Here is a 24,438-nt window from a genome sequence, read left to right as displayed (position 1 = left end):
AAAACTTAAAATAAAAAAAGTTCTTATCCAAATAGGAAAAGAACCATTAATAATAATTATTTAATTATATCTTCTTCTCTCAATCCGCTGTCGCCAAATGCATCATCCAATGTGTCAAACCGGGAAATCCGCACCACTTTACCGTTTTTGACCTCCATAAATGTGAAGACTGTGACTTTGCCGTTTTGGTCTTGCCATGTGCCTTCTTGTTCAAAAACCACTTTATTGCCTTTTGCATAGCGGGTGACGGTAGTCAAATGAATGCCGGATTCCTCTGCCCACTGCTGCAATGTGTCATGTCCGACTGCCGATCCCCTTGGCCCCATCAGTTCGATATTGTGATCTGAAACTTCCAGCATGCCTTCAATGTCTTTTGCATTTACCTTGTCGACCCATGCATCTGCAGTCTTGATGGTTTCTGTCATGTTCATCGGCTCCCTTCATAAGGCAATTTTTTAAAAACAATCAGCACCAGTGTAGCAAACGGGCCCATTAAAGGAGACAACAAAAACCAGTTGAGTCCGCTCCGGTTTTCCCCTTGCGCAATGCCTGCATTAATGAGTGCCAGCTTACCCAACCGATTGCGTAATCATTATCCATTCATTCAGCCCCCTTTTTTCTAAATTTTAACACAAAAGAAGACAAGCTAAGAGCTTGTCTTCTTCAGTAATGCGCATTTTTTAATTTTTTGAAGGTCGTCACAAATCGCCCGGGATCTTCGTACACTTTATACGTCACTAAGCCTTGATGCGTGTGCAGATAAAGCAAATTAGCATCTTCGGAGAATGATTTATATGAAATATCCCACACATTCTTCAAATGGTAGTGAGTGGTGGAAGTGACCAGAGTATCTTCATATAAATGGAGGTCATACTTTGTATGGATGAGTTTCATTTCACCGGCTTCGATTGACCGTTCCGTGTCAATGTAAGTGATAGAGGACAATAAATTTTCACGGTCCATATCTATTCGCCTCCTGTCTTACGGTTGAGTAAAGTTTAACTTATTTTTAATTCAACAAGCAAAGGTTTGGTATTCCGAAAAAAGTTAGACGAAAAAACGCATCAGGTGCTACAATTTCCATATAATAGTTATATGCTTAAAGGAGGATCCATATGGACAACTGGTTTGGTGCCACGTCTACTTCAATTTTCCATCCTTTTTCGATAAGCCATTTACTCATGCTTGCGATAGCTGCTTCCGGCCTTTTTTTCCTGATTGTCCGAAAAAAACAGCTCCGAGAATCCTCTTCCTTCTTCTCACAGTTGCGCTGGGCTTTGTTTATGCTGCTGCTTTTTTCCGAAATCTCTTATCAGACTTGGGCAATCTCAAATGATGTTTGGAGTGTTAGCAGACACATTCCTCTCCATTTATGCGGCATTGCATCGATCACGGCAATGATCGGACTTGTGACACTGCACCGTACATGGATTCAAATCTCCTTTTTCATCGGCATTTTCCCAGCGTTTCTAACACTCATTACACCCGATCTCCCTTATGATTTTCAACATTACCGGTTTTGGAAATTCTTTATCCACCATATGTCCATTCCTTGGGCTTGCTTGTTTTTGGCGCTATGGAAGCCATCCTCTATCACACTTCGTTCCGTTTTTATGGTCTATTCCCTGCTTCTCCTTTATGCAATGATAATCGGCTTTATCGTCAATCCGCTTACCGGCTCTAATTATTTATATCTTTCCCGGCTGCCTAATGCCACAACACCGCTAAATTTCTTCGGCAGTGGAATCTGGTATTATCTAAACCTAGGATTTACTGCGCTTCTGCTGTTTTTAGGCCAATATTTTCTTTGGAGAAAATTTTTTATCAACCAGCAAAAAAAGGCTGCCACATAGGCAGCCTTTTTACGTCCTCGCTCTTATAGCAAAAAGAAGCTATCGCAAAGTAGAGATTTGCTTTATTCTTCTGTATCAAAGTATTCATTCGTTAAATCGCCATTCACACCGATGGCCGCTGCACTTCCTTCGCCCGCTGCAATGACCAGCTGGGCCGGAACAATGAGCGAAGCATCTCCTGCGGCATACACATTCCAAACATTGGTGCGGCCGTACTCATCGGTTTTGATGCCGCCATACTGGTTTTCTTCGCAGCCCAGCTCTTTGCCGAAGTCAGCAGCGTGGTTCCAAAGAGGCGTGACAAAGCCGCCTACCCGGTCAACCAGCGTGCCGTCTTCAAGTCTGACGCTGCGTAATTGCCCATTTTCTCCTTCCAGCCCATCTATGATATCTTCACGGACTTTAATGCCTTTAGCGATAAGCTTGTCGCGGTCTTCCAGTTCAAGCCGCCCTTCCCCGTTCGTGAAAACCACTAAATCCCGGCTCCACGTATAAACTTTTTTCGCCAGTTCAAAGACGCTTTTATCTGCGATAACCGCCAGCGGCTGGTCGCGCAATTCCCATCCATCACAATACGGGCAGCTGAACAAAGAAGTCCCATAAAACTTTTCAATATCCGGTATATTGGGCTGCTGTTCTTTTAAGCCGGTAGCCAAAATAATTTTGATGCTATGGTATGTTTTTCCGCTCGAAGTGGTTAATTCGTAATGGGTTTCCGTGATGCGATTAATTGTCATAACCCGGTCTTCCTTTATTTCAACGGAATCGTATTTTGCAATGTCTTCATGCGCCAAGCGTTTGAATTCAGCGGGTTTAATCCCGTCTCGTGTAATAAACCCATGAGATTCCCTCGTCACCAGATTCCGGCCGCTGTCATCATCAAATAGGATCACATTCCTTCTTGATCTTCCAAGTACCAATGCCGCATTCAATCCAGCTGGTCCGCCACCGATAATAGCGCAGTCATATCGCATAGTAAATCCATCCTTCATTTAGTTGTTTTTCTCCTACACCTTCCCGATTCATCACTTTAATAAACGCCTGTAATCAAGTCGAATGCGAGTAATAAAGACACTTGGACTTTTCAAAAAAAGAGCTGCTTCCATTTTTGGAAGCAGCTCTTTTTTATACTTGTTTAGCTAATAATCCTGTCAAAACTTCGATAAAAAATTCGTTTTCTTCCGGAGTTCCTACAGTGACCCGGATATATTCCGGAAGACCCCAAGTTTTTCCGTAACGGACGATGACGCCTTTGGCCATTAATGCCTTGTAAATTTCTTCGCCTTTAGGCCCTATATGAACAAGCACGAAATTCGCCATGCTCTCCGTGTAGTTCAAATCAAGCTCTTTAAAAGCTTTGTATAGCTGCTCCCGTCCAGCTTTATTGGCTTCTTGGGAAGCGCGGACATGTTCTACGTCGGTAATCGCAGCCGTCGCAGCAGCTTGCGCCAATGCATTAACGTTAAATGGCTCTTTCACTTTCAAGATCGATTGGATGACTGATTCCGGTGCTATGCCAAAACCAACGCGAATTCCTGCAATTCCATAGATTTTCGAAAAAGTCTGCAGCACTACAACTGGGTATCCCGCCTTCACAAACTCAATGCCATTTGTGTATTCAGGCGCATCGGCAAAGTGGCTGTATGCCCCGTCGATAACAATTAAAACGTCCGAAACGGCATTCAGCACTTTCTCGATGTCAGACTGCGAGATGATTGTCCCAGTCGGATTATTCGGCGTGCAAATGTAAAGAATTTTTGTTTTTTCGGTGACTGCTGCAATGATGGCATCTACATCAAACTGAAAGTTTTCTGCAAAAGGCACAGGTACAACAGTGGCTCCCATGATATGGGCGCCGAAATCGTATTCGCTGAAAGAAGGAGAAGGAACGATGATTTCATCCCCTTGTTCCAGGAACGCTTCAGAGACCAGCGTGATTAATTCGTCAGCGCCGTTTGTCGCAATCACTTGCTGTGGGTTTACATCATATGCGGAAGAAATCGCTTCTTTTAAAGCAGTTGTATCTGCATCCGGATAGCGGTTCAATTCCGTTAAGCTTGCTTGAATGGCTGCCACCGCTTTTGGAGACGGCCCAAGTGGATTCTCGTTTGATGCTAATTTAATAACACGGTCTAAGCCTAATTCTTTTTGTACTTCCCAGATTGGCTTGCCCGGAGAATAAGGTTGGATCGTATCCAAAGTTTTGCGTGGTTGAATGTTTTTATTGTTTCCCATATAGTAGTCCCTCCAACAGTTTCGTTTCAATTGCATGAATTTTTATTTAAATACATATATAACTATACCAGTCATCTTACGAAATCGGCACTTTAAATTGTTACATCTATGTTTCTTCTGTTCAATCAGACGCTTTTTTTCGTAGGAATTAAACCAGCTGCATTCGCAGGCTTGCGATTGACCAGATAAATGCTTAAGACGATCAACACCAACCCTACAGCCAGTGTGGCCGTTACCGGTTCATCCATAAATAAGGTACCGGTCAAAACCGCAACCAATGGCACAAGAAACGTAAATGCCGCCACTTTGCTTGCTTCGCCGTTGTTCAGAAGATGGAAATAGATGACAAACGCAATCGGCACTCCAAGTGTCGCTCCAAACCCTAAGCCGATCCAGTACGGAAGGTTCCATGCAATGTCGGACCAGCTTTCAAATGCACTGCCTCCTGCCAATAAAACTGCTCCTCCAATGATAAACTGCATCGCCACCATCCACATCGAATCGACTTTATTGCCCACTTTCTTCACGTAAATAACCCCAAGCGCCCAACTGAGCGCAGCAAAAAGCGCCATGACAATACCGGTTATTGAAATATTTCCGGATAAGCTATCGGCGCTGATGACCAGAATTCCCAAAAATCCTATGAGCAGCCCAGATATTTTAAAAGCGGTCATTTTCTCACCCAGCCACATCCAAGCGAATATACCGATTAGCACCGGCTGAAAATAAATCAGGACTGAAAACAGCCCACCCGGCAAATATTCCAATCCCGCAGTCTGCAATCCATAGAATAAGACGGCATTTAATAAGGCGGAAATCGTGTAAGCCTTCCAATTTTCCTGCCAGCGGATACGCCGCCACGCTGGCAGCAGCACAAGTGCAAGCAATATCCCTCCAATGAAGGAACGAAGGCCAGCAAATAATATGGGCGGTGTATAATCGAGCGCCATTTTATAAATGGACCAGCTGACTCCCCAGATGACCACTAACAAAAGCAACAATCCCATCGGCCGTGTCATATATTTATTCATTATTATCTCCTTCAATAGCTTTTGTTGTAGATACCGTTTCATTATACAGAATTGCGATATTATTGAAACAACCTCGTCGAACTATTTGTATCGGATCCTCAAGTATGGTTTACTGTAACGAGACTAACCAAAGAGGAGTTTACATATGATAAAAAAAATGAAATATGCAGCAGCCCCCCTTCTATTAGCATTGGCACTCGGAGCTTGTTCCGACAACGAAGAAGCGGCCCCAAAAGAAGAACCAGCAGAAGCGGCTGAACAAGCAACTGCAGAGCAGCAGACAAAACTTAAACTGCCAGCCGAAGAAGATGTGGTCGTCGTCGTAAACGACGAAGACATTCTAGGCAATGTCTATAATAGTGTTGCCCGCCAGTTGGAATCTTCCCTTGCTACACAAGGGAAAGATACAGCGGAAGCTGAAAATGCCGACTTGGTGAAAGAACAAGCGATCACCGTTATTGTCGGCAATAAGCTGATTTTGCAGGACGCTGCCAAAAAAGGATATGAAGCAGAGGATGCAGCAGTTGAAGAACGCCTTGAGGAGTTAAAAGGTCAATTCGAAAGCGAAGAAGCTATGAACGAAGCTCTCAAAAAAAGCGGATATACGATGGAAGATATGGAAAGTCAGCTCCGCGAACAAATCACTTATGAAAACTATGTTGCCAAAGAAGTGAAACCAGCTGAAGTGACCGACAAAGAAGTCCAAGCAGCATATGATGGTTTTGCTGAAACAGCAAAAGAAGAAGCTCCGGCTTTCGAAGAAATGGAACCTACCATCCGCCAGTCTTTGGAACAGCAAAACACACAGCAAGCAGTTGCTGACCGTATTGAAGAATTGAAAAAAACTGCCAAAATTGATGTGAAAATCTAAATAAAAATCCCAGCCGAATTCGGCTGGGATTTTTATCTTAATCACCTTATAGTTTGTCGTGGCAGAAAGCTGATACTTCCGCCTCTTCATCTTCTTCAAGGCCGAATTCCAAGGTTTGCCGAGTCGCTTTGTCAGCGAAATTATAATGGGCAATCCTTGCTCCATTTTCTTCTACTGCCAAAATAACACGCAATTCCAGGCCGCCTTCTGTGAATAGCTCGTCATCTTCATCCACTTCCACGTCCAGCAAAAATTCATAGCGGTCTCCGACTATAATGCCTGTCGGATCTTTTATTTGGTGAAAGCTAAAATTTGTAATTTTCATTGTTACACCTCCGTTTCTCCATTCTAGCCTTTCCTAAAGATTTTTGGTAGCATCTGCCTAAAATTGCTTGCACGTTTAGTCTGGAAATTAACGGGAATATTAAGTAAATCGTTACTTTAAAGGAGTGGACATGATATGAAAGTATTAGTTATCGGCGCAAACGGACAAGTTGGGCGGCGAGTCGTCCAGGAATTAGCGGAATCCCAGCACGAGGCAGTCGCCATGGTCCGCAAAGAAGAACAAGTGAATCATTTAAAAGAGCTCGGTGCCGAAAACGTGGTATTAGGTGATTTGGAACAAGATTTTAGTGAAGCTTTTGAAGGTATAGATGCAGTTATTTTTGCTGCCGGTTCCGGAGGTTCTACAGGAGCGGATAAGACCTTAACCATCGATTTATGGGGTTCTGTAAAAGCAATGAGATACGCCGAAGAAAAAGGTGTGAAACGTTTTGTGCAGCTGAGTTCCGTGGGCACTCCGGATCCCGATCGAGGAGGCGAAAAGATGAAGCCTTACCTTGTTGCAAAAAGAGTGGCAGATGATCTGCTGAAAACAACGGATCTCGATTATACAATTGTGCGCCCCGGGGCTTTATCAAATGATGGTAAATCCGGCAAAATCGAAGTCTCTGCTGAAGGCTTTGCTTCGCTAAAAGACCGGTCGATTCCAAGAGCCGACGTGGCTGCGCTTTTGGTAAAAGTCCTGGATCAGCCAAACACTTATCATAAAACCTTTGAAGTCCTGCAGGGACAAGCTTCGTTTGATGATGGGTTGGCTTCTTTATGAAAGCCATTCTTGTTCATTAACAAAAAGAGCGAATAGATTTCCGCTCTTTTTTATGGTAAGATAAGCAATACGATAATAGAGGACGTGATAAGCATGATTAATATTCAACCACCTAAAGCCGATATCACCATTACACAGCGTAAACAGGAAGTTACAGGCGATGAGGCGATCATTAAGCCATTATACGGTTTTATCGACTTGCATGAAATTCCGCGCGATAAAGGCGGCATCATTCAATTCTTCAACCATAGCGGCGAATTACTGTTTGTCGGCAAAGCTCGCAAACTTCGCCAGCGCGTGAAAAAGCATTTCGAAGATAGCGTGTCACCATTGAAAAACCACCGCGATGAAGTTCACCGCATTACGGTTTCGATTGTAGAAGATCCGATGGAGCGCGATATTTACGAAACATATTTGATTAACACGCATAAAGCAAAATACAATATCGACAAAGTATTTTATAAAGAACAGGACTGATTTAAAAAGGACGCCTTTTGGGCGCCCTTTTTTTATTGCCTTTAATCCATCAACCGTTTTTCAAAATAATGTTTGCTATGCCCTTTTGGATGATTTTCCAATACGCCGAATTCACAAAATCCTTGTTTCTTGTAAAACCCCGGCGCCTGGAAACTGAATGTCTCCACTACCATCAGGTTGTATGCCTGGCTTCGCGAATAATGTTCCAGCTGCTGCATCAGCTCTTCAGCAATCCGTCTGCCGCGGGCTTCTGGATCTACCCAGAGAAAATCGATATGCATGTGCTCCCAGTAAGCGGTGCCAGTGATTCCTCCAATTATTTCCCCTTCATCATTGCGGGCAATAAAGCTGACTTGTTCTTTCGGTGACTTCTTTTCGCCAGGCAAACTGGCCACATTATGCTCAATCACCTTATTCCGGATAAAATCGCGGTCTTCTGGAACTTCTTGTTTGACGATATTCATATGATTCCTCCTATCCCTTGAATGGACTGCAGTTTTCAGTTGCTTCTCTGTTAATTGTACTTTATCTCTATGTTTTATTCTGCCTTCCAGCAGGGAATAGGTATATAACTATGAGGTTTTTTTGGAGGAGAAAATATGACATCTTATGCAAAAGAAGCACCGTTTGCCTGGTGCAGAAGCGAATACGATACACTTCGATCGGTTTTGTTATGCTCTCCGCATTACATGGAAATCAAAGAAGTGATCAACGATGTGCAAAAACGTTATCAAAAAGAAAATATTGATACTGAAAAAGCCATGCAGCAACACGAACAGTTTGTAAAAGCTTTGCAAGAAAACGGCGTTGCAGTAGAGATGCTTGAATCGGCTGAGCATTTCCCTGAACAAGTTTTTACGCGTGATATCGGATTTACAGTAGATGATACTGTCTTTATCGGTGGAATGGCTTCAGCTATCCGGCAAGGCGAAGAAGCTGAATTGGAGAAATGGCTGGAAAGCCGGCACATCCGCTTCAAGCCGCTCGGCTCTAACCGAGTAGAAGGCGGAGACGTTATCATCGACCAAGATACGCTTTATGTCGGCATCAGCAGCCGGACATCTAAAACCGCTATTCAGGAACTGCAGGAAAAATTGCCGCGCTTTAATGTGGTGCCCATTTCATTTAACGAAAAGTATTTGCATCTTGATTGCGTTTTCAATATCCTTTCCCCGACGGAAGCGTTGATTTTTCCGGAAGCTTTGGATGCAGAAACCATAAAAATGTTAGCTAAACGCTATACTCTGATGAAAGTGAGTGCTGAGGAACAATTTGCACTCGGCACCAATGTGCTATCGATTGGAAACCGCCGGGTCTTCAGCCAGCCGCAGAACAAGAAAGTCAATCATCTGCTCAAAAAAAGTGGATTCGATGTAATTGAAGTGGATTTTTCTGAGATTATCAAATCCGGTGGGGCCTTCCGCTGTTGCACGATGCCACTCGTTAGAAAATAGAAAAAGAGAGCGGTCTGGAATCAAGTCCAGGCCGCTCTCTTTTCTTTATCGCTTATTTAACAGCAGTTTCTTGCTCAATCTCTATAAAAAAACGTTCTAACAACCGAACTCCTTCAGGGGTTCCAATTGATTCGGGATGGAATTGCATACCGTATACCGGGAAACTTTCGTGCCGGATAGCCATTATGGTATTGTCATCCGAAGCAACTGCGTCGATATTCAAGCATTCCGGAACAGTCTCCGCATCGATTACAAGCGAATGATAGCGCATAACAGGCAATGGCTTTGGCATTCCAGCAAAGATTCCTTGCTGATTATGCGTTATGGTAGAAACTTTGCCGTGCCGGATTACTGGCGCTTGGATGATATTCCCTCCAAAAGCTGCGCCAATCAATTGGTGGCCCAGGCAAATCCCAAGAATCGGAATGGTTTGGTAAACCTGTTGGATCAATCGGATTGAATCCGGCAAAGCTTCCGGATGCCCCGGTCCCGGAGACAAAATGATGGCTTCGGGGTTTTTCGCGATAATTTCTTCAAGTGATAATACACCATAGCGGACAACTTCCACGTCTTTGCCGATTTCCGCTGTTGCCTGATAAATATTATAAGTAAAAGAATCGTAATGATCGATTAAAAGAATCATCCGAACACCTCCGTAAGTGACCGTGCTTTGTGCAAAGTTTCTTCAAATTCTGCCTGGGGATCCGAATCATAGACAATTCCTGCGCCCGCTTGCACATGAACATGCTGGTCCTTGACCACAAATGTCCGGATGGCGAGAGCCACATCCAAATTCCCGTTAAAGCCGAAGTAGCCGATTGCCCCTCCATAGACTCCACGCCGCTCTTCTTCAAATTGCTGGATCAGCTGCATCGCACGCACTTTTGGAGCGCCAGAAACGGTTCCTGCGGGCAAGCATGATACCAGCGCATCTAGCGGATGCATAGTGGCATTCAACTGCCCCGTCACTTCCGACACGAGGTGCATAACATGCTGATATTTCTCAATAGCCATGTATTTCGGGATTTTCACAGAACCAATTGCTGCCACTCTGCCCACGTCGTTGCGGCTGAGGTCGACCAGCATCTGATGTTCTGCTCGTTCTTTTTCATCGTTTGCCAATTCATCCGCAAGAAACTCATCTTCTTCTTCCGTGCGTCCGCGTTTTCGTGTTCCTGCTATTGGATTTGTCACCATATGGCCATCCCGTATCGTCAATAAACTTTCAGGTGACGCCCCAACTACAGCATAGTCGCCAAAATCGATGAAAAACTGATAAGGCGAGGGATTCTGCTTGCGCAGTTTCCGGTACAACTGGAATGCATCTCCTCCATAACCAGCGGACAAGCGCTGCGACAATACCAATTGAAAAACATCGCCGTTTCGGATATGGTCTTTGGCTTGCTCTACTTGAGCACGAAACTTTTTAGCATCGGTTTTAGAAGAAAATATGAGCGGCTGTTGTTTTTCCTGCTCTGCAACAGTCTCCGGCAAGTTCAGCTGCGCTTCTACGTCTTCCAATTTATCTTCAAAGGAAATGATCGTAATATCATTCTTAACATGGTCAAAAACCACAATCGTCTCATACAGATGGAGATGGATATCGGGCATCTGAAGGCTATTCTTTACAGCTGCTTCAACCGGTTCATAAGCCTGGATGGCGTCATATCCTATGTAGCCGAGCGCTCCTCCTGTAAACGGCAGTCCTTCCACTTTTGCATCATAAACAGGCAAAAGTGATTTCAATAATTCGAGCGGTTTGCCTATATGATTCGTTTCCTGTCCAGTGCGGAAATCTACTTCTTTTAACGCATCTCCATCTCCAATAAACGTTTTCGATGGATCAGCCGCAATGAAAGAATAGCGGCCGGTAACACTTGTCTTCAAGGAACTTTCCAATAAACATTTCCGTTCGCCTTGCAGCCGGTTGAACACCATAATCGGCGTCAAGGAATCTCCATCAATTTTTCTCATCTTCATCTCTGCTCATCTCCTTTGATTTAGAAAAGCGGAAGCGCCTGTGTAGCCCCGACAGGCTTAAGGCAGAACACGCCAGAAATCCTGATTTCCAGAGTGGGCTGACTTAAGACCCCGGGGGGGCTAGGCGCTGCAGCTAGACATTTAGAAAAGCGGAAAGAGCCGTTTTGCTTCGACAGGCATAAGGCGGGTTGCCGAAGCGGCGTTTTTTGCCGCACAGGCAGAACGACTTATGACCCGAGAAGCAGGCTCTTGCAGCTAGACGCCTCTGAAAAGCGGAAGCGCCTGTGTAGCCCCTGGTACCCCAGACAATAAAAAAGCCCCCTGCAAGGAACAGAAACATTCCTTGCAGAGGACGGATTGACCGCGGTACCACCTCTTGTTAAAGCTGAAACAGCTTTCCCTTAGCCCCCTGTAACGCGGGAGAAACGGACTCCTCTACTCTTGGTTCAAGGAATCTCTCATAAGCCCATTCACGCACAATCCCCGCCAGTTTCCACCTGCCACTGGCTCTCTTTGAGAGGAACTCTATACGCTACTCTTCTTATTCATCGATTTGCTCTGCTATGCTCAGCTCTACTGTACTGTGGCGATGCCGCTCCCGACATCTTCTGCCATTTTCCGTACAAAAAGGTTGAACTTATCTTATGAGACTTTTCTTCTTTTGTCAATGAAAAAATGGCTAAAATTCGATAATTCAGTATTATTTGTGTTTATTAGTACTTTTACGGTATAACTAATAATAAGCAGTTCTATCATTATAAAAAAGGGGTGGGCACAGGGATGTCAAAAAAGTATATTTCAATGATTGCTGGAATTTTAGCCGTGTTATTAATTCTTTCGGGGTGTGCCGGTGAAAGCAATAGCAGCAACGAAAGCGGCGGAGAAAGCGGCGAGCAGACCCAAATCAGTTTTATGCATTGGCGCGGGGAAGATAAAGCCGTCTTTGATGAAATTATCACGGAGTTTGAAAAAGAAAATCCTGACATTTCTGTAGAAATGAATATTTATCCTTCCGATCAATACCTCGGCACTGCTCAGCGCATGCTGCAGGAAGGTTCTACGGGAGATGTCTTCGCTTCATTCCCTGGGGCACAATTCCAGTCACTTCAAGAAGCTGGAATTTTTGAGGATTTAAGCGGTGAAGAATTTGTTTCTAATTTTGATGACAACTTAATCAGTGTCGGCCAAGTAGACGGCAAACAGTATGCTCTTCCATATCAGCTTGTTTTCAATATGCCGGTTTACAACAAAGGCATGTTTGAAGAACTCGGGCTTGAAGTACCGAAAAGCTGGACTGAATTCCAGGAGATGTGTGACACGCTGTTGGAAAATGGCATTACGCCTATCGCCTTTCCTGGAGCGGATATTGGCCCTAACCAATTCATGAACAGCATGGTGATGAACAACGCACCTGATGAGGAGATTTTTGCCAAACTGTTAAGCGGTGAAGAAAAGCTGACGAACGAATGGTGGGTAAAAACACTGGAGGATTTCCAATTACTTGAGCAAAAAGGCTATATCCAGGAAAACGCACTCGGCACTAATCAGGATGCTGCAATGGCTATGGTAGCGAACGGTGAAGCAGCAATGCTTGCGACCGGCTCATATCATATGGCATCTTTATTGGGCTTGAACCCAGACCTTCAATTAGACTTGCTGGCGCCGATTACAGTTGAAGAAAGCGAAGCAGTATATGAGGGCATCAACACCGCTACATTCATGCTTGCCGTGAACAACAATTCAGAGAAAAAAGAGCAAGCGAAGAAATTCATTGAATACTTGAGCCAGCCGGAAGTAGCTTCAAAGTACGCCAATGAAACTGGTCAGCATTTGACTATTAATGACGTTAACTACGAATCAGAAGCTCTAAAAAATACCGCATACTGGATTGATGAAAGAAAAACGAGATTCCAGCCGCGCTATTTGATCACCAATGCGCAAGTTGAAGATGCTGTACTCAGCTCGATTGAAAATGTTTTAGGCGGAGAAGAACCGATGGCAGCTGCAGAAGCTGCACAGAAAATCGTAGACGAAAACAGGGAATGATGTTATGAAAAACTCAAAAACTATTTTTCTATTTTTTGTACCGGGATTTCTCCTGTACAGCATTTTCTTCCTCTATCCAACAATCAGTGCGTTGTTTTATTCATTCACTGATTGGGATGGATTTAGTGATGCCTTCGCATTCATCGGTTTCGACAATTTTGAACGAGCTTTTACCGGTGATTCGATTTTCAGGAAAACAATTGGCAATAACTTAAAATTCATGCTAGTAGTAGTTATCTTCCAAACACTAGTGGCGCTCGCTTTTGCAATGATTTTGTTAAAAAATACAAAGACCACCATTTTTCTGCGGGCTTTGTATTTTTTCCCTACCATTCTGTCATCTGTTTCCGTGGCGTTTATCTGGGCGTTTGTTTACGATCCGTCTTTAGGCATCCTGAATCAAATCCTGGAAGCGATCGGCCTTGGATTCATCGCGCAAAACTGGCTGGGGAATGCCAATATCGCGATCTACTCTCTAGCTATTACACAGGTTTGGTTCCATGCAGGCCAAATGCTCATCGTCTTTGTCGCCGGCCTTCAAGCCATCCCGCAGGAAATGTACGAAGTGGCTAAAATTGAAGGGGCTTCAAAATGGCAGACGTTTCGGGCGGTTACGTGGCCGTTGCTGGCTCCTTCCGCTACGATTGTTGTTGCTTATACAACCATTCAATCGTTCAAAGCGTTCGACCTGGTATTTGCGATGACAGGCGGCGGACCTAATAACTCAACAGAAATCATCGCCACTTATATCTATGACATTGCTTTTAGAAGTTACCAGTTTGGTTACGCAAGTGCCATTTCCGTCATTTTTATGGTTATTATCGCGTTTATCACGTTCCTGCAATTCAAAGCATTGCGATCGGATCGGGTTTCCTATTAATGAAAGGAGGAAAACAGTGTGCTTTTCCGAAGGTTTTCTCTAATCGTTTATGCTTTGCTTATCTTGATTCCTTTGCTGGTGGTTGTACTGACATCAATGAAGACTTTGCAGGAAACTTTTGCCAATCCACTTGGACTTCCTGCAAATGGTCTAAATATCGATAATTACGTAGCTATTTTCCAAGAGCAGACGATGGCCGGCTATTTTATGAACAGTGTAATCGTCACATTGTTTTCCGTAACATTCACTTTGCTGTTCGCTTCCATGATTGCTTTTGGCATCACACGCCTCAGCAGCTGGCTCGGAAACATCCTGTTTACATTGTTTACGCTTGGCATGATGGTGCCGGCACAAGTGATCATGGTGCCGCTTTACTCATTAATGCTGGACTTGGGGCTTACAAATAGTTTGGTTGGGCTGATTCTCGTCAATGTCTCCACCACATTGCCGATTGCCGTATTTATTTTGACCGGCTTTATGAAAACATTGCCGAAGGAATTGTTTGAAGCTTCAACAATTGATGGTGCTGGAAACTGGCAGATGTTCACGAGAGTAGCCATACCTTTGTCGTTGCCTTCCCTCTCGGCAACTGCCATTTTCCTGTTTGTGATGCATTGGAACGATTTGCTGTATCCATTGCTATTCATCACAGACAACGCGTACAAGACCTTGCCGCTCGCTTTACTCGAGTTCCAAGGCCAATATTCCACAAACTATCCAATGCTCTTCACAGGCGTCATTATCGCTTCTGCTCCAATGGTAATCGCGTACGTCTTCCTGCAGCGTTTCTTCGTTGCCGGCATGACAGCTGGTGCTGTGAAAGGTTAATAGTATAGAAAAAAGCTGATGTCTCAGGACATCAGCTTTTTTCAGGCTGTCGAGAAACTCTCGACAACCTTTAGCGCCTCTTTAAAAGTGTGACTGTTTGAGCAAGTTCTCTTCTGTTGCTTCCTGCTTTTTAGATATGGAGCCAAACGGCGGAGAAAACCGTACTGCTCCTGCAGTGCTGCGCACTTCGTCGCAAAGACTTAGCCTCGCAAGCTTCGGCTAATGTCTTGCCTGCGGGATAGCGAGACAGCCGAGACCCTGCAACGCCCTTTCATGTTTCGAAGCTAGCGCAGCGATGCAGAAACAGGAGCGTAAGCGACGAAGCGGCTTGGCGCTCGCCCGCGGCAAGCGCAGCTGTTTGGCGGAATATCAGTTAAGGGATGATAGCTAATACAAGTTTAACTTTTTCATTTTCCTTATTACCACAGCTCAGGTTTAACTACCATCAACCAAAGCATGGCCACCAGCAAGCCAATATACAGCCAGACGGATCGGTTTAATTTATTAATTAAAGCAGCCCGGTCTGCATGCGGTTCATCAAACTTTTGCAAGATGGGCTTAAAGGCACGCGCCAGGAAAAAAATCGACCCAAACATGATTACAAGTGTCATCACGATCCACGGTGTCGTCCATTGCCAGTAACTTTGCCATATCAATAACACACCAGTCGTCACCAGCACATGTCCCGCATGTTTAACGAGCCGGGTAGCTGAACGAAATGTCGAGATTTGTGATTGCAGCACTGCATCCGGAACATCCCTCATCTGTTTGACTAAGGGCACCAGGACAAAAAAAGGGCCTATGGATAAAACGGCGCTCATGATATGAAGGAATAAAATCAACGTGTACATAACTTACCTCAATATCGGAGTAAATTCATGAACCCAAACGGTCATATGCGGGAGCCAAGGCATACCTGGATGAAACTTTAGAATCGATTGCTTATATTCTTGAACACTGTCATACCCTTCTTGCCGGGCGAATTCATCGGTTAAATCGCCAAGAGTTTGCAGATAGACATTTTCCACTTTAAATTCTCTGTCTTCCAGCACCATTATTTCGCCAACATCTGCATAGCGTCCATTTCGCCGAGTTGCCGTTTTTTGTCCGGACAGCACTTTCGCTACATCCTTTTTGTTTGTCACCAATTTTTCGACGCTGCATGTTTTTGGTGGTAATTCATTGTTGTGTAATTCAGCCATTTTCATTCCGCCTTTCTGTGATTCCTTCTTCATTATATACAATGCAGTGAAACAGCATACTCTTTCTTCCAAAGGCAATTGCATCTTTTGACGCTAATTTCCACCTATTCCACAATTATACCAGCTATAAAAAAGAGTCTTGGAAAATCCCAAGACTCTTTTCTCTATTTCGCAAAATAATGTTTACCGATTTTTGTAATGACTGTACGCGAGTAAATCCACTTATCGCTGACGCCCGCTGGATTGTAGTAATACGTGGCTCCTCCAGAAGGATCCCACCCTAAGTAAGCATCACGGACCGCCTGGTAAGCGGAAGCGTTAGGTGCAAGCCAGTACTGTCCATCATTGACTGCTGTAAAAGCATTGCGCTGGAAAATGACGTTGTATGCACTGTTAGGAAATTGGTTCGAATCCATACGATTCAAAATGACTGCCGCTACCCCTACTTGGCCTTTGTAGCTTTCGCCTCTTGCTTCTCCGTGCACTACACGTGCCATCATTTTAACTTGATCAAGCTTGCTGCGTGTCAATGAACCCGTATACCCTGTAGATGGAACATTGAAATCGCGCTGGAACTGGCTCACTGCAGTTTTTGTCAAAGAACCATAATAGCCTGTTGGATTGACTTGTAAATAGCCGAGTTTCTGCAATGTTGACTGCAGTTCTGTAACTCCTTGTCCAGTAGAGCCTTCATGAAGATCAGGTGAATGTGCTTCAGCCTCTGTTTGAGAAAAACTTAAGAATAGTACAACAAACAATCCGAATGCTAATGTTTTGATGCTTTTCATGCTTTCTCTCCCTTCTATCAGCGGAATTGTTAAAACAATCCCTTCCCTTAGTATAGGTTTAGTATAGTGTACATTAAATCCAACAGACCTACTTAATTTCCATTTAATAAAAGTTCAAAAGTCGTATGTAACTTTTTTATGGAATAAAATTCTACTCTATAAGCAAAAAATATGAGAAAATATGCTTAGATCCTGCAAGGAAAAAGGGTTCAAGCCTCATTAAAGCGAATAAAATAACCATGACAATGTTTCGAGGGGGAAATACTTTGTTCATCCAACAGCCTTTTGATGAATTTCTAGAAATCAAGTATGAACGGATAGCCGAAAATAGCGTTAAAGTGACCTTACCCATTAAGCCGTTATTCGTTAATAGTGTAGGGGTGATTCATGGCGGCATTATTTCCACATTGGCAGATATAGCACTTTGCAATACGGTAGCCCCTGATGAAAACGGCAGGCAAAAAGTGGTGACGGTCGAATTGAATGTCACTTTTTTAAAAGGAGCCAAATCTGAGTTTTTAACGGCTCGGGCTTTTGCCGTAAAAGAAGGGCGCCATCTGACGCATGCTGACTGCATTATTCACGACGATGAAGATCAAGTAATCGCTAAAGCAAGAGCCATTCTCTTCAGCCGCTAAGCAAAGCCAAAAGAAAAAGGACCTATTAATGGTCCCTCTCTTGTGGCTTCTTCTATTTGATTGCAATTATTGTTTAATATGGGCATCCGGCGCTTTATCTGCAATAAGATTTAAAACAATGCCATGTTCTAGATAAGCCTTTAATCCGCATAACACGATCGTAAATCCTCCCATAGAGTCGATGGCTTGACCAACCATATCATCACCATCGCCTTTAAAGCCCGAGTTCGTAATCTCTACGATAGTTTCCTGCGCTGTACGTGGAGTAAACGTCCAGTGCACAGTAGAATAGCCGTAAGGTTCTTCCCATTCTATCAGGATGCTTTTGTTTTCCTCTATTTGTTTCACATAGACATTGGTAGAAGCACCATACATCTCCCATTCCCATCTGACGTGCTTGCCGAACTCCAACTTCCCGCTGCTTTTAGTAAACCAGAATTTCGTCGTGATTTCAGGGTCGACAAATGCCGCAAATACTTCTTCAACAGGTTTTCTAATGTTCATTTCCGTCTTAACAACCGGTTCTTGGTTTAAGCTAATCATCATCATTTCCCCTTTCACTTGCGGACTAGATGCATTTGCGTAAACTGTCCTGATTGCTGGGCGCTTTTTAATGTGAATTCTGTCTCAAAATCAAGTTCTTGAAAAAGTGGAATGCCTTGGCCGATCATTATAGGAGCAATGGAAATCAGAAATTCATCAATCAGTTTTTCCTTCAGAAAACTATGGAGAAGATTTCCTCCTCCGACCACCCAAATATCTTTGCCCGGTAGACTCTTTTCTCTTTCTACAAAGGATTTTACATCTTCATTGGTAAAAATAACATTCTCAGCCTGTCCACTTTTCGAATTTGAAAATACATAACATTTTTTATCTGGATATGGAACTTTTCCTTTTTCCATTTCTACTATCCAATCATATGTGCGGCGTCCCATGACAACCGTATCAATTGTCTCTATGAATTCCGCATAACCGGCATCTCCTTCCATTTCCACTTTGAAGAGCCAATCCAGCGAGTCATCTTTTGTAGCGATATAGCCGTCTAAACTGATAGCTATATAACACGTGACTTTCCGTTCCTGAACCATTGTATCCCTCCTCTTTTTTGGCATCGAAAGCTTTTTCATTTATTTCTGCTTAAGGATCAGCGGGGTAGAAGAACCCCACTGATTGCAGTTTCTCTTTATCCCGCTTTAACGGGCAGTAAGATCCCCGCTCTTCAAGCGGGAGATCAACTGTCCGTAAAAGTCCGATTGGATCAACTAGCAATCAGCGGGGTAGAAGAACCCCACTGATTGCAGTTTCTCTTTATTTTCCCCGCTTTTTCACTCTGTTAATCATTTCGACAACCACTTACTTTTATCCAGAATGAGACGCAATCAGAATTTTTTGTTAAAGTGAAGGAAAGTCGAAGAATGGGAGGCGTTTACATGCAAAAAATCGTTATTGTTTCTGATACCCATATCCCGGCCCGCGCCAAAAAGATTCCCCAGCGTTTGGCAGATGAATGCCAAACTGCAGATTTTATCATCCATGCTGGAGACTGGCAGACGCTGGATGTCTACCACGAATTGGCCGCTTACACGGAAACAGACGGAGTCACAGGCAATGTGGATCCATGGGAAATAGCAGACCGGTTTGGCAAAAGAAAAATTTTTACTTTCGGAGATGTGAAAGTCGGAGTCATCCATGGGGACGGCATTCGGAAAACGACCGAACAGCGCGCTTTTGAAGCTTTTTCAAACGAACAAGTTGATATCATCGTTTTTGGCCATTCCCATGTTCCAGTGATGCGTGAAGTAGATGGCATTACATTGTTTAATCCAGGTTCTCCCACTGACAAGCGTACGCAGCCGCAATACTCATTCGGCTTGCTCGAAATTGATGAGACCTGGGAGCTCAAACACGTCTTTTTTGATAAAGAAGAATAAAAAATGAGCCGGTTTTCTCATCGGCTCGTTTTTTTATCACATTCTTTTATCAATACAAATCCGAGTTGCTTCAAAGCCATTTCAAGATTTGCTTCCATCATAATGCCTTTTAAAGCTGTGGCAAAATGCGGCACTTTTAAAGCCATGAAAGGTTGGATGCCGGTAATCACTGGGATTACGCCAATAATTTTTAAAATATTGACCAGCTTTAGCAAGTACTCTCCGACGACAGCGTTGATTTGGGAAACACCGGAAACATCGATGACCAAATAATCCAGTGCATTTTCCCCGCATTTTTGTAAAACATGATCGATGATGGTTTGGGCACGCTCTGCTGTCACTTCTCCAATGACCGGCAAAATAGCGACTCCTTGAGTAACTGGAACCAATGGGGATGAAAGGGATTGAATTTGTTCGTTCGCTTTTGCAAGTTCCAAAACATACGTCAGCAAAGATGACATGGTAGCAAACGCTTGTTCATGCTCTTCCGTAAACTCAAAAGGCACTTGGTCAAGACCGCAAATGGTGCCGTAGACTTCGCCGCTTTCGTACAAAATCGGTATGCCGATAAATGAACCACTTCCAAAACGGGGTGCAATCTCTAATTTATTGGCACGTACGTTGCTGGAAATATCTTTGATAACCAAAGGCTCTTTTCCAAAACCAATGCTTAAATTGCAAAAAGTCTGTTCCAGAGGAGATAAGCTGCCTTGTACGACCAGTTCATCACCTGCATTCAAAGCCTTAATAATTTCATTGGTCTGCCCATCATTTTTCGCAATAAATAAGGTATTGATTTCTAGCTGTTGACTGAGCAGTTTTAAAATTTGCTCCGCCGCATCATCAAAACTTTTAAAGCTGCCTGCTTTTTTAGTTTCCGCAAAAGCCATTCCCCAACCTCCCGTTGTCGTTTTTCTCTTTAAACCGTGATCCATATTCTTTCTTTAACGTACTATTTGTGATGCAGCATTGCAAATCTATCAACAGCAAAAGCCGGCCCTCGATAAGGACCAGCATTCATTCAATTTAACGGGCTGTCAATTTTGTTAAGGCCATTCAATTGAAGAAAATCCATGAACTCCTTAATGTTTCCTCTTGAAATATAAGCCATCCCCGCATAACAGCCATTAAGCAAAAGGCAGCTCAGTTTTGTATGCCCTGCTATACCGGTTGATATGGATTCTATTTCACTGTAATCAACTGACCACTCCGAAGAGTCCTCCATTTTGCCAGTAAAAAAGAGCACCTGGCATCAGTAGCGACTAATATGCCTTTCTGATTGGCAGCTATATGGCTGCAAGTGGTATTGAATAATCCGTAAATCCATTGGCGGATAGGTATCTGCGGCATTGCTTTTTCAAACTCGGCAATTATGCGGGCGGGATGAGCCATAGAAAACGCCTCCTGCTTTCATTCTTTTCCTATATTATACATTTAATTTTTTAATCTATTATTTTAATTATGTAACAAATATATCGTGAATTAGAAAGAAGGGTTCAGGAATTTTAAGAACCGGGTATAGCTTAACATACCCTTGTAAGGAGATGATTCAATGGCTGCGTTGGAGAAACGCCTGGAAATTGATTTGTTGCAGCAGACAGATACAATGATTTACTTTAAATGGTCCAATATAGGAGATACTTGTGTAGTAAAAAGAGATGCGGATGCCATCTATACTGGCATAGAAAACAGCTTAAAAGATGAAAACCTGCAAAGTGGTGAGCTGTATACCTATACAGTCGAGCGCCTTGACGAAGAGGGAAAAGTAAAAGAGCGGATCAAAATGCAAACCAGCACAGAAGACCATACGGAAGACAGCATCAATTATCTTCAGCAAATTGCCTTTACGACAATTGTTTCGGATTCAAAAATCATTTTGGCATGGGGAGCCATCGATGGTATTGATGAGTATGAAATTTACCGGGACGGCGAATTTTTGGACACAATCACAAAAACCCAGTTTACTGATCGCGCTGTAGAAATGGACCAGGAATATTCATATTGGATTCGGGCAAAGCGTCCGCTGGAAAAGTCTGAAACGGGTTTCAGTGAAGAGAAGTCGGTAGCTGCCCATCTTTTTGGGTTTTTTAATATTAAGTCATCGCAAGAAGCAGCTTCCATGGAAGAATTCTGGATCACTAAAAAGATTGCTCCTCTGGAGCGATTGCTAGCTGATTCTCCACACGTTAACGTATCGGAGTTTAATAGAGTCTGGGATTTCCGCTATACCACTTTCCTGACTGATAAGTTTCTAGCCAACCCGAACCTGTTGTCGCTCAACCGCTATTTTGCTGGAGATAACCGAACGTTCACTCCTGATTCCTCTCATTACCGTACGCAAGTAAATTTTTCACTGCAACTCGGAAAAGAGGATTCTGTCTTAGAACTTCAAAAGGACGTGGGCATGAGCGTTGCCTACGATTGGCGGAAAAAATTCCGGAAAGCAGATGTGGCTTCTTCTGAAGGCATTCAGCTGGAAAAAGTGAAAGAAGACGAACGAAACGTTAAGGTTATCCTGAAACATAGTGTCGGCAATCCCTTAACAACTTCCCCCAATATTGACTATGACGTATCTGCAACATTTTATCGGGATGGCCATTACGATATCGTAGGGCTGCATGACCAAGCACCCAATCATGAAGTTTACTTGAAAAACGACAAAATGGATGAATGGCTTCAAATTCACGAAGCGGAAAGCAAAGGATTAGCGTGGATGTCCCGTTCGATTGCGAGCCAATACTGGCGGATTTCCAATTTTGAATAGGAAAAGCGAAAGCGGCCGTTTAGCTTTGACAAGCGCTGTAAGAATTGCCGACGAGGGGTGAGGCTCTGCAACTGGACAATGAACAGCGGAAGCAGCACAACGCACAAAAAGCTCTGATACGCCTAGGCGCATCAGAGCTTTTACTGTTTATCAAGAAATCTTTTTCGGATATGCGGAGGCGGCAGCATACAGCTATTGAGTTTCCCGAATACCTTGTAGCGATTTTTTGCGACCACATCATAAGCGCCATCGCGCAATGGACGAGGAAATGATTTTAGATAAAACGCCAGTTTCCATAACCCAGTCAAGTGGCGGGAAATCATCAATGCCCCTTCGGATTTAACATAGGCTTTGCCGTCTTGTATCAATACCAGGCTGTCTACGTCCTCCGGCACTTGATGCTTTCGTCTAAGCTCCCGTCCAATATCGCTTTGCAGTGAAGCAAATTGATAATATCCTGCAGGATCATGGTTTATGATGAACTGGACACTGCTATCACAGAAATTACAATCGCCGTCAAATAATACAACCGCATGTTCCATCTGAATCCTCCTTCACTTTAAAAAGTACTAGTTATTCCATATCCTCTTTTTCTTCAGCATAAACACTTTCATTCTGAAAGCGTTCCTTGATGAAAAAACAGCTTCCAGCCACTTCCCCGATTTTTCCAAATGGAACTGCGAATGGATGCTTTTCCGCTTGTTTGATTTTGGATGCGGTACGTTGCCAGTACAGCTTCTGGTCCCAGAATATGTAAAGCAAATTCTGAAATCTCCAACCAGTCCGGGGTTAACGAATGATCTGTGTCATAATCCCTCCGCCTCCAGACTTTCCCTGAACTCCCAAACTCAAAAAATTCCTCATCGAGCACTTCTCCAAGTTTTTGTTTTGAAACCCGGACATCCGGTTGAAGGTGGCTGCATTCCAATTCAAAAATTTCCTTCTCTAATCCCTCCAATACCTTCTCTCCCTATCTGTTATTTCTTTTACTGTAGGCATCTGCCAATCCAAGGTCCATCGTATTTTAGCCAAAGAAAACCCCATGCTTGGAAAAGCATAGGGTTGAGGATCAACCTTTTTCTTCGTAGAAATCTTCCATATCTTCATCTTTGCCAGGCTGGTCCTGTGGACTGTCCGAAGAACCAAAATCTTCGACTTCCTGAAATGTATCTGTGTAATCCCGAAGCCTGCTGTCTTCTTTTTCCACTGGCTGGCTCGTGGATCCTCGTAACACGTCTTCTTCAGGAGGGCGTGACGTCATATCAGTGTCTTGCTGAGCATGGTCAACACAAGTTAACGCAGTCGGCAATACTTCTAAACGCTCGTACGGGATTTCTTTGCCGCACACTGTGCATTTGCCGTAAGTCCCGTTCTCAATTGCCTCAAGAGCAGCATTGGCATCATTTAATTCATCTTCTTTAAATTGGTTTAGCGCGAGACCGCGTTCCTGATCAAATAAGTCTGTTGCATTATCAGCTGGGTGATTATCATAATTAGACAGTTCAGTTGTATCAAACTCTTCCGTATGCTCAATACGTCCTTCAAGAGAATTCTTTTGTTCAATCAATTGGTCTTTCAATTGCTTCAATTGTTCCTCTGTCATCCGGGTTCCTCCTTAAAAACTTGCTTGTTCTGTATATTTCCTTTTTCAGAGAAATCAAACCTGATGAAATGCAGCGCACTTGTATCGCATTAATAATCGTCAAAACGATCAAGCAAGCTGAGCAAATAATTCTCTAATCGATGCTTCATCAAGTCGTCTGTTAAACCGGGCATCCCAAAAAGGTTGATATGTAAAAGACGTAAAGGTAAATAGCTGCAGCTGCCGAGGCGTCATAAGCGACATAAAAAGCTGCTTACCGTGCTTATGTCCTTCATCATCCATCGTCTGTATGGCTTTTTCTCCAATCAAGCTTTTTTTGTATCCTTTTTGGAACGGCTCTTCTCCGCCGAAACTTTGTTTCATCATAAAACACACAAGCCACTTCTTCTCCAACCACGCAATTCGTTGTCTGGCCAAGCAATCGTGTTTGGAAAATGTCCGAATTCAGTTCTCTTGCACGATTCCGGATGAATCGATAACTTTCTGTCATCAATACTAATGTGTTGTCCATGCTTTTATCACGAAGAATTGGTTTCTCCTCTTTCATGAGTAACAACGCCTCCTTTGATTGCGGCACTTTTTTGGAAAAAGAAGAGAATTGACAGTGAACGGAAAGTCTTTTACTATAAGTGAGGTTAGTAAAAAATAAATAACCCGGTGACGGGAGAGGTTCATAGCATTATACCCTCTATAAAAAACTATGGATTGACGAAATTTAGCCGAATCCACATGCGATTCGGCTTTTTCTT

31 protein-coding genes, 1 riboswitch and 1 other annotated feature are annotated in these 24,438 nt (G+C 43.5%); of the genes, 11 read left to right on the top strand and 20 right to left on the bottom strand.

Annotated features, from left to right (window positions below; all coding sequences use genetic code 11):
• Positions 1-56 precede the first annotated feature (56 nt).
• Both ACSFXN_RS13155 and ACSFXN_RS13150 read right to left on the bottom strand, forming a co-directional pair.
• Entirely contained in the window at positions 57-425 is a 369-nt protein-coding gene (locus ACSFXN_RS13155; protein WP_437150561.1) for a nuclear transport factor 2 family protein, read from the bottom strand.
• A 238-nt stretch (positions 426-663) separates the two neighbouring features.
• Positions 664-963, bottom strand: coding sequence for a hypothetical protein (locus ACSFXN_RS13150; RefSeq protein ID WP_437150560.1), 300 nt, complete (start codon positions 961-963; stop codon positions 664-666).
• Between the two features lie 152 nt (positions 964-1,115).
• Between ACSFXN_RS13150 and ACSFXN_RS13145 the strand changes: the two genes are divergently transcribed.
• Entirely contained in the window at positions 1,116-1,853 is a 738-nt protein-coding gene (locus tag ACSFXN_RS13145) for a YwaF family protein (RefSeq protein ID WP_437150559.1), read from the top strand.
• A gap of 62 nt (positions 1,854-1,915) precedes the next feature.
• Here ACSFXN_RS13145 and ACSFXN_RS13140 read toward each other — a convergent pair whose 3' ends face one another.
• From ACSFXN_RS13140 to ACSFXN_RS13130, 3 genes are all read right to left on the bottom strand, one after another.
• Positions 1,916-2,827, bottom strand: coding sequence for an NAD(P)/FAD-dependent oxidoreductase (locus ACSFXN_RS13140; RefSeq protein WP_437150823.1), 912 nt, complete (start codon positions 2,825-2,827; stop codon positions 1,916-1,918).
• A gap of 151 nt (positions 2,828-2,978) precedes the next feature.
• Complete coding sequence (gene hisC / locus ACSFXN_RS13135; protein WP_437150558.1) at positions 2,979-4,088, bottom strand: histidinol-phosphate transaminase; 1,110 nt, start codon at positions 4,086-4,088, stop codon at positions 2,979-2,981.
• Positions 4,089-4,213: 125 nt separating this feature from the next.
• Positions 4,214-5,119, bottom strand: coding sequence for a DMT family transporter (locus ACSFXN_RS13130; protein ID WP_437150557.1), 906 nt, complete (start codon positions 5,117-5,119; stop codon positions 4,214-4,216).
• Between the two features lie 145 nt (positions 5,120-5,264).
• Between ACSFXN_RS13130 and ACSFXN_RS13125 the strand changes: the two genes are divergently transcribed.
• Positions 5,265-5,990 carry a SurA N-terminal domain-containing protein gene (locus ACSFXN_RS13125; protein ID WP_437150556.1) on the top strand — a complete coding sequence of 242 codons (726 nt, stop codon included), beginning with the start codon at positions 5,265-5,267 and terminating at the stop codon, positions 5,988-5,990.
• Between the two features lie 46 nt (positions 5,991-6,036).
• Here the strand turns inward: ACSFXN_RS13125 and ACSFXN_RS13120 are convergent, their stop codons facing one another.
• The gene (locus ACSFXN_RS13120; RefSeq protein ID WP_300991054.1) at positions 6,037-6,315 is read right to left on the bottom strand and encodes a DUF6509 family protein; all 279 of its coding nucleotides are present in this window, start codon (positions 6,313-6,315) and stop codon (positions 6,037-6,039) included.
• A gap of 135 nt (positions 6,316-6,450) precedes the next feature.
• Here ACSFXN_RS13120 and ACSFXN_RS13115 point away from each other — a divergent pair, with 135 nt between their 5' ends.
• A complete protein-coding gene (locus ACSFXN_RS13115) occupies positions 6,451-7,098 on the top strand; it encodes an SDR family oxidoreductase (RefSeq protein ID WP_437150555.1) in 648 nt (215 codons plus the stop codon).
• A 93-nt stretch (positions 7,099-7,191) separates the two neighbouring features.
• Positions 7,192-7,575: a nucleotide excision repair endonuclease gene (locus ACSFXN_RS13110; RefSeq protein WP_437150554.1), complete on the top strand. Its 384-nt coding sequence runs from the start codon at positions 7,192-7,194 to the stop codon at positions 7,573-7,575.
• A gap of 41 nt (positions 7,576-7,616) precedes the next feature.
• Here the strand turns inward: ACSFXN_RS13110 and ACSFXN_RS13105 are convergent, their stop codons facing one another.
• A complete protein-coding gene (locus ACSFXN_RS13105; protein WP_437150553.1) occupies positions 7,617-8,039 on the bottom strand; it encodes a GNAT family N-acetyltransferase in 423 nt (140 codons plus the stop codon).
• Positions 8,040-8,174: 135 nt separating this feature from the next.
• On the opposite strand from ACSFXN_RS13105, the gene ACSFXN_RS13100 reads away from it, so the two are divergent.
• Positions 8,175-9,029: a dimethylarginine dimethylaminohydrolase family protein gene (locus ACSFXN_RS13100; RefSeq protein ID WP_437150552.1), complete on the top strand. Its 855-nt coding sequence runs from the start codon at positions 8,175-8,177 to the stop codon at positions 9,027-9,029.
• A 52-nt stretch (positions 9,030-9,081) separates the two neighbouring features.
• Here the strand turns inward: ACSFXN_RS13100 and ACSFXN_RS13095 are convergent, their stop codons facing one another.
• Both ACSFXN_RS13095 and trpE read right to left on the bottom strand, forming a co-directional pair.
• Positions 9,082-9,672, bottom strand: a complete 591-nt coding sequence (locus tag ACSFXN_RS13095; protein WP_437150551.1) for an anthranilate synthase component II — start codon at positions 9,670-9,672, stop codon at positions 9,082-9,084.
• Complete coding sequence (gene trpE / locus ACSFXN_RS13090; RefSeq protein ID WP_437150550.1) at positions 9,669-11,009, bottom strand: anthranilate synthase component I; 1,341 nt, start codon at positions 11,007-11,009, stop codon at positions 9,669-9,671. Before trpE ends, ACSFXN_RS13095 begins: the two co-directional genes overlap by 4 nt.
• 345 nt (positions 11,010-11,354) lie before the next feature.
• Positions 11,355-11,567 (bottom strand) — a binding site (T-box leader).
• A 222-nt stretch (positions 11,568-11,789) separates the two neighbouring features.
• Here trpE and ACSFXN_RS13085 point away from each other — a divergent pair.
• From ACSFXN_RS13085 to ACSFXN_RS13075, 3 genes are read left to right on the top strand one after another with little or no spacing between them, the layout of a single operon-like run.
• Entirely contained in the window at positions 11,790-13,055 is a 1,266-nt protein-coding gene (locus ACSFXN_RS13085) for an ABC transporter substrate-binding protein (protein WP_437150549.1), read from the top strand.
• Between the two features lie 4 nt (positions 13,056-13,059).
• Complete coding sequence (locus tag ACSFXN_RS13080; protein WP_437150548.1) at positions 13,060-13,935, top strand: carbohydrate ABC transporter permease; 876 nt, start codon at positions 13,060-13,062, stop codon at positions 13,933-13,935.
• An 18-nt stretch (positions 13,936-13,953) separates the two neighbouring features.
• Complete coding sequence (locus tag ACSFXN_RS13075; RefSeq protein WP_300991046.1) at positions 13,954-14,763, top strand: carbohydrate ABC transporter permease; 810 nt, start codon at positions 13,954-13,956, stop codon at positions 14,761-14,763.
• A gap of 419 nt (positions 14,764-15,182) precedes the next feature.
• Here ACSFXN_RS13075 and ACSFXN_RS13070 read toward each other — a convergent pair whose 3' ends face one another.
• From ACSFXN_RS13070 to ACSFXN_RS13060, 3 genes are all read right to left on the bottom strand, one after another.
• Positions 15,183-15,614 (bottom strand): DUF2269 family protein, encoded by a 432-nt coding sequence (locus tag ACSFXN_RS13070; RefSeq protein WP_437150547.1) that lies wholly within the window; start codon positions 15,612-15,614, stop codon positions 15,183-15,185.
• Between the two features lie 3 nt (positions 15,615-15,617).
• Positions 15,618-15,965 carry an ASCH domain-containing protein gene (locus tag ACSFXN_RS13065; RefSeq protein WP_437150546.1) on the bottom strand — a complete coding sequence of 116 codons (348 nt, stop codon included), beginning with the start codon at positions 15,963-15,965 and terminating at the stop codon, positions 15,618-15,620.
• A gap of 164 nt (positions 15,966-16,129) precedes the next feature.
• Positions 16,130-16,753 carry a cell wall hydrolase gene (locus ACSFXN_RS13060; RefSeq protein WP_301857204.1) on the bottom strand — a complete coding sequence of 208 codons (624 nt, stop codon included), beginning with the start codon at positions 16,751-16,753 and terminating at the stop codon, positions 16,130-16,132.
• A gap of 266 nt (positions 16,754-17,019) precedes the next feature.
• Between ACSFXN_RS13060 and ACSFXN_RS13055 the strand changes: the two genes are divergently transcribed.
• The gene (locus tag ACSFXN_RS13055; protein ID WP_437150545.1) at positions 17,020-17,391 is read left to right on the top strand and encodes a PaaI family thioesterase; all 372 of its coding nucleotides are present in this window, start codon (positions 17,020-17,022) and stop codon (positions 17,389-17,391) included.
• Positions 17,392-17,457: 66 nt separating this feature from the next.
• Here ACSFXN_RS13055 and ACSFXN_RS13050 read toward each other — a convergent pair whose 3' ends face one another.
• Positions 17,458-17,934 (bottom strand): SRPBCC family protein, encoded by a 477-nt coding sequence (locus ACSFXN_RS13050; RefSeq protein WP_437150544.1) that lies wholly within the window; start codon positions 17,932-17,934, stop codon positions 17,458-17,460.
• A 14-nt stretch (positions 17,935-17,948) separates the two neighbouring features.
• Positions 17,949-18,479: a dihydrofolate reductase family protein gene (locus tag ACSFXN_RS13045; RefSeq protein WP_437150543.1), complete on the bottom strand. Its 531-nt coding sequence runs from the start codon at positions 18,477-18,479 to the stop codon at positions 17,949-17,951.
• A gap of 342 nt (positions 18,480-18,821) precedes the next feature.
• On the opposite strand from ACSFXN_RS13045, the gene ACSFXN_RS13040 reads away from it, so the two are divergent.
• Positions 18,822-19,322: a metallophosphoesterase family protein gene (locus tag ACSFXN_RS13040; RefSeq protein WP_437150542.1), complete on the top strand. Its 501-nt coding sequence runs from the start codon at positions 18,822-18,824 to the stop codon at positions 19,320-19,322.
• Between the two features lie 17 nt (positions 19,323-19,339).
• On the opposite strand, the gene ACSFXN_RS13035 is transcribed toward ACSFXN_RS13040, so the two are convergent.
• Both ACSFXN_RS13035 and ACSFXN_RS13030 read right to left on the bottom strand, forming a co-directional pair.
• The gene (locus ACSFXN_RS13035) at positions 19,340-20,212 is read right to left on the bottom strand and encodes an STAS domain-containing protein (protein ID WP_437150541.1); all 873 of its coding nucleotides are present in this window, start codon (positions 20,210-20,212) and stop codon (positions 19,340-19,342) included.
• A gap of 292 nt (positions 20,213-20,504) precedes the next feature.
• Complete coding sequence (locus ACSFXN_RS13030) at positions 20,505-20,714, bottom strand: hypothetical protein (RefSeq protein ID WP_437150540.1); 210 nt, start codon at positions 20,712-20,714, stop codon at positions 20,505-20,507.
• Positions 20,715-20,874: 160 nt separating this feature from the next.
• On the opposite strand from ACSFXN_RS13030, the gene ACSFXN_RS13025 reads away from it, so the two are divergent.
• A complete protein-coding gene (locus ACSFXN_RS13025; RefSeq protein WP_437150539.1) occupies positions 20,875-22,086 on the top strand; it encodes a DUF3238 domain-containing protein in 1,212 nt (403 codons plus the stop codon).
• A 140-nt stretch (positions 22,087-22,226) separates the two neighbouring features.
• Here the strand turns inward: ACSFXN_RS13025 and ACSFXN_RS13020 are convergent, their stop codons facing one another.
• The 4 genes from ACSFXN_RS13020 to ACSFXN_RS13005 all read right to left on the bottom strand — a co-directional run bounded on the left by ACSFXN_RS13020 (position 22,227) and on the right by ACSFXN_RS13005 (position 24,236).
• Positions 22,227-22,628: a thiol-disulfide oxidoreductase DCC family protein gene (locus tag ACSFXN_RS13020; protein ID WP_437150538.1), complete on the bottom strand. Its 402-nt coding sequence runs from the start codon at positions 22,626-22,628 to the stop codon at positions 22,227-22,229.
• A gap of 68 nt (positions 22,629-22,696) precedes the next feature.
• On the bottom strand, positions 22,697-23,044 hold the full coding sequence (locus tag ACSFXN_RS13015) for a DUF4440 domain-containing protein (protein ID WP_437150537.1): 348 nt from the start codon (positions 23,042-23,044) through the stop codon (positions 22,697-22,699).
• A 111-nt stretch (positions 23,045-23,155) separates the two neighbouring features.
• A complete protein-coding gene (locus ACSFXN_RS13010) occupies positions 23,156-23,689 on the bottom strand; it encodes a TraR/DksA C4-type zinc finger protein (RefSeq protein WP_437150536.1) in 534 nt (177 codons plus the stop codon).
• Between the two features lie 274 nt (positions 23,690-23,963).
• Positions 23,964-24,236 carry a hypothetical protein gene (locus ACSFXN_RS13005; protein ID WP_437150535.1) on the bottom strand — a complete coding sequence of 91 codons (273 nt, stop codon included), beginning with the start codon at positions 24,234-24,236 and terminating at the stop codon, positions 23,964-23,966.
• A gap of 113 nt (positions 24,237-24,349) precedes the next feature.
• A riboswitch (PreQ1 riboswitch) is annotated at positions 24,350-24,397 on the top strand.
• The last annotated feature ends 41 nt before the right edge of the window (positions 24,398-24,438 follow it).

The sequence above is a fragment of the Planococcus sp. 1R117A genome, from assembly GCF_051417975.1.
Taxonomy (GTDB): Bacteria; Bacillota; Bacilli; order Bacillales_A; family Planococcaceae; genus Planococcus; species Planococcus shenhongbingii.
This window is presented reverse-complemented; position numbering and strand designations above follow the sequence as displayed.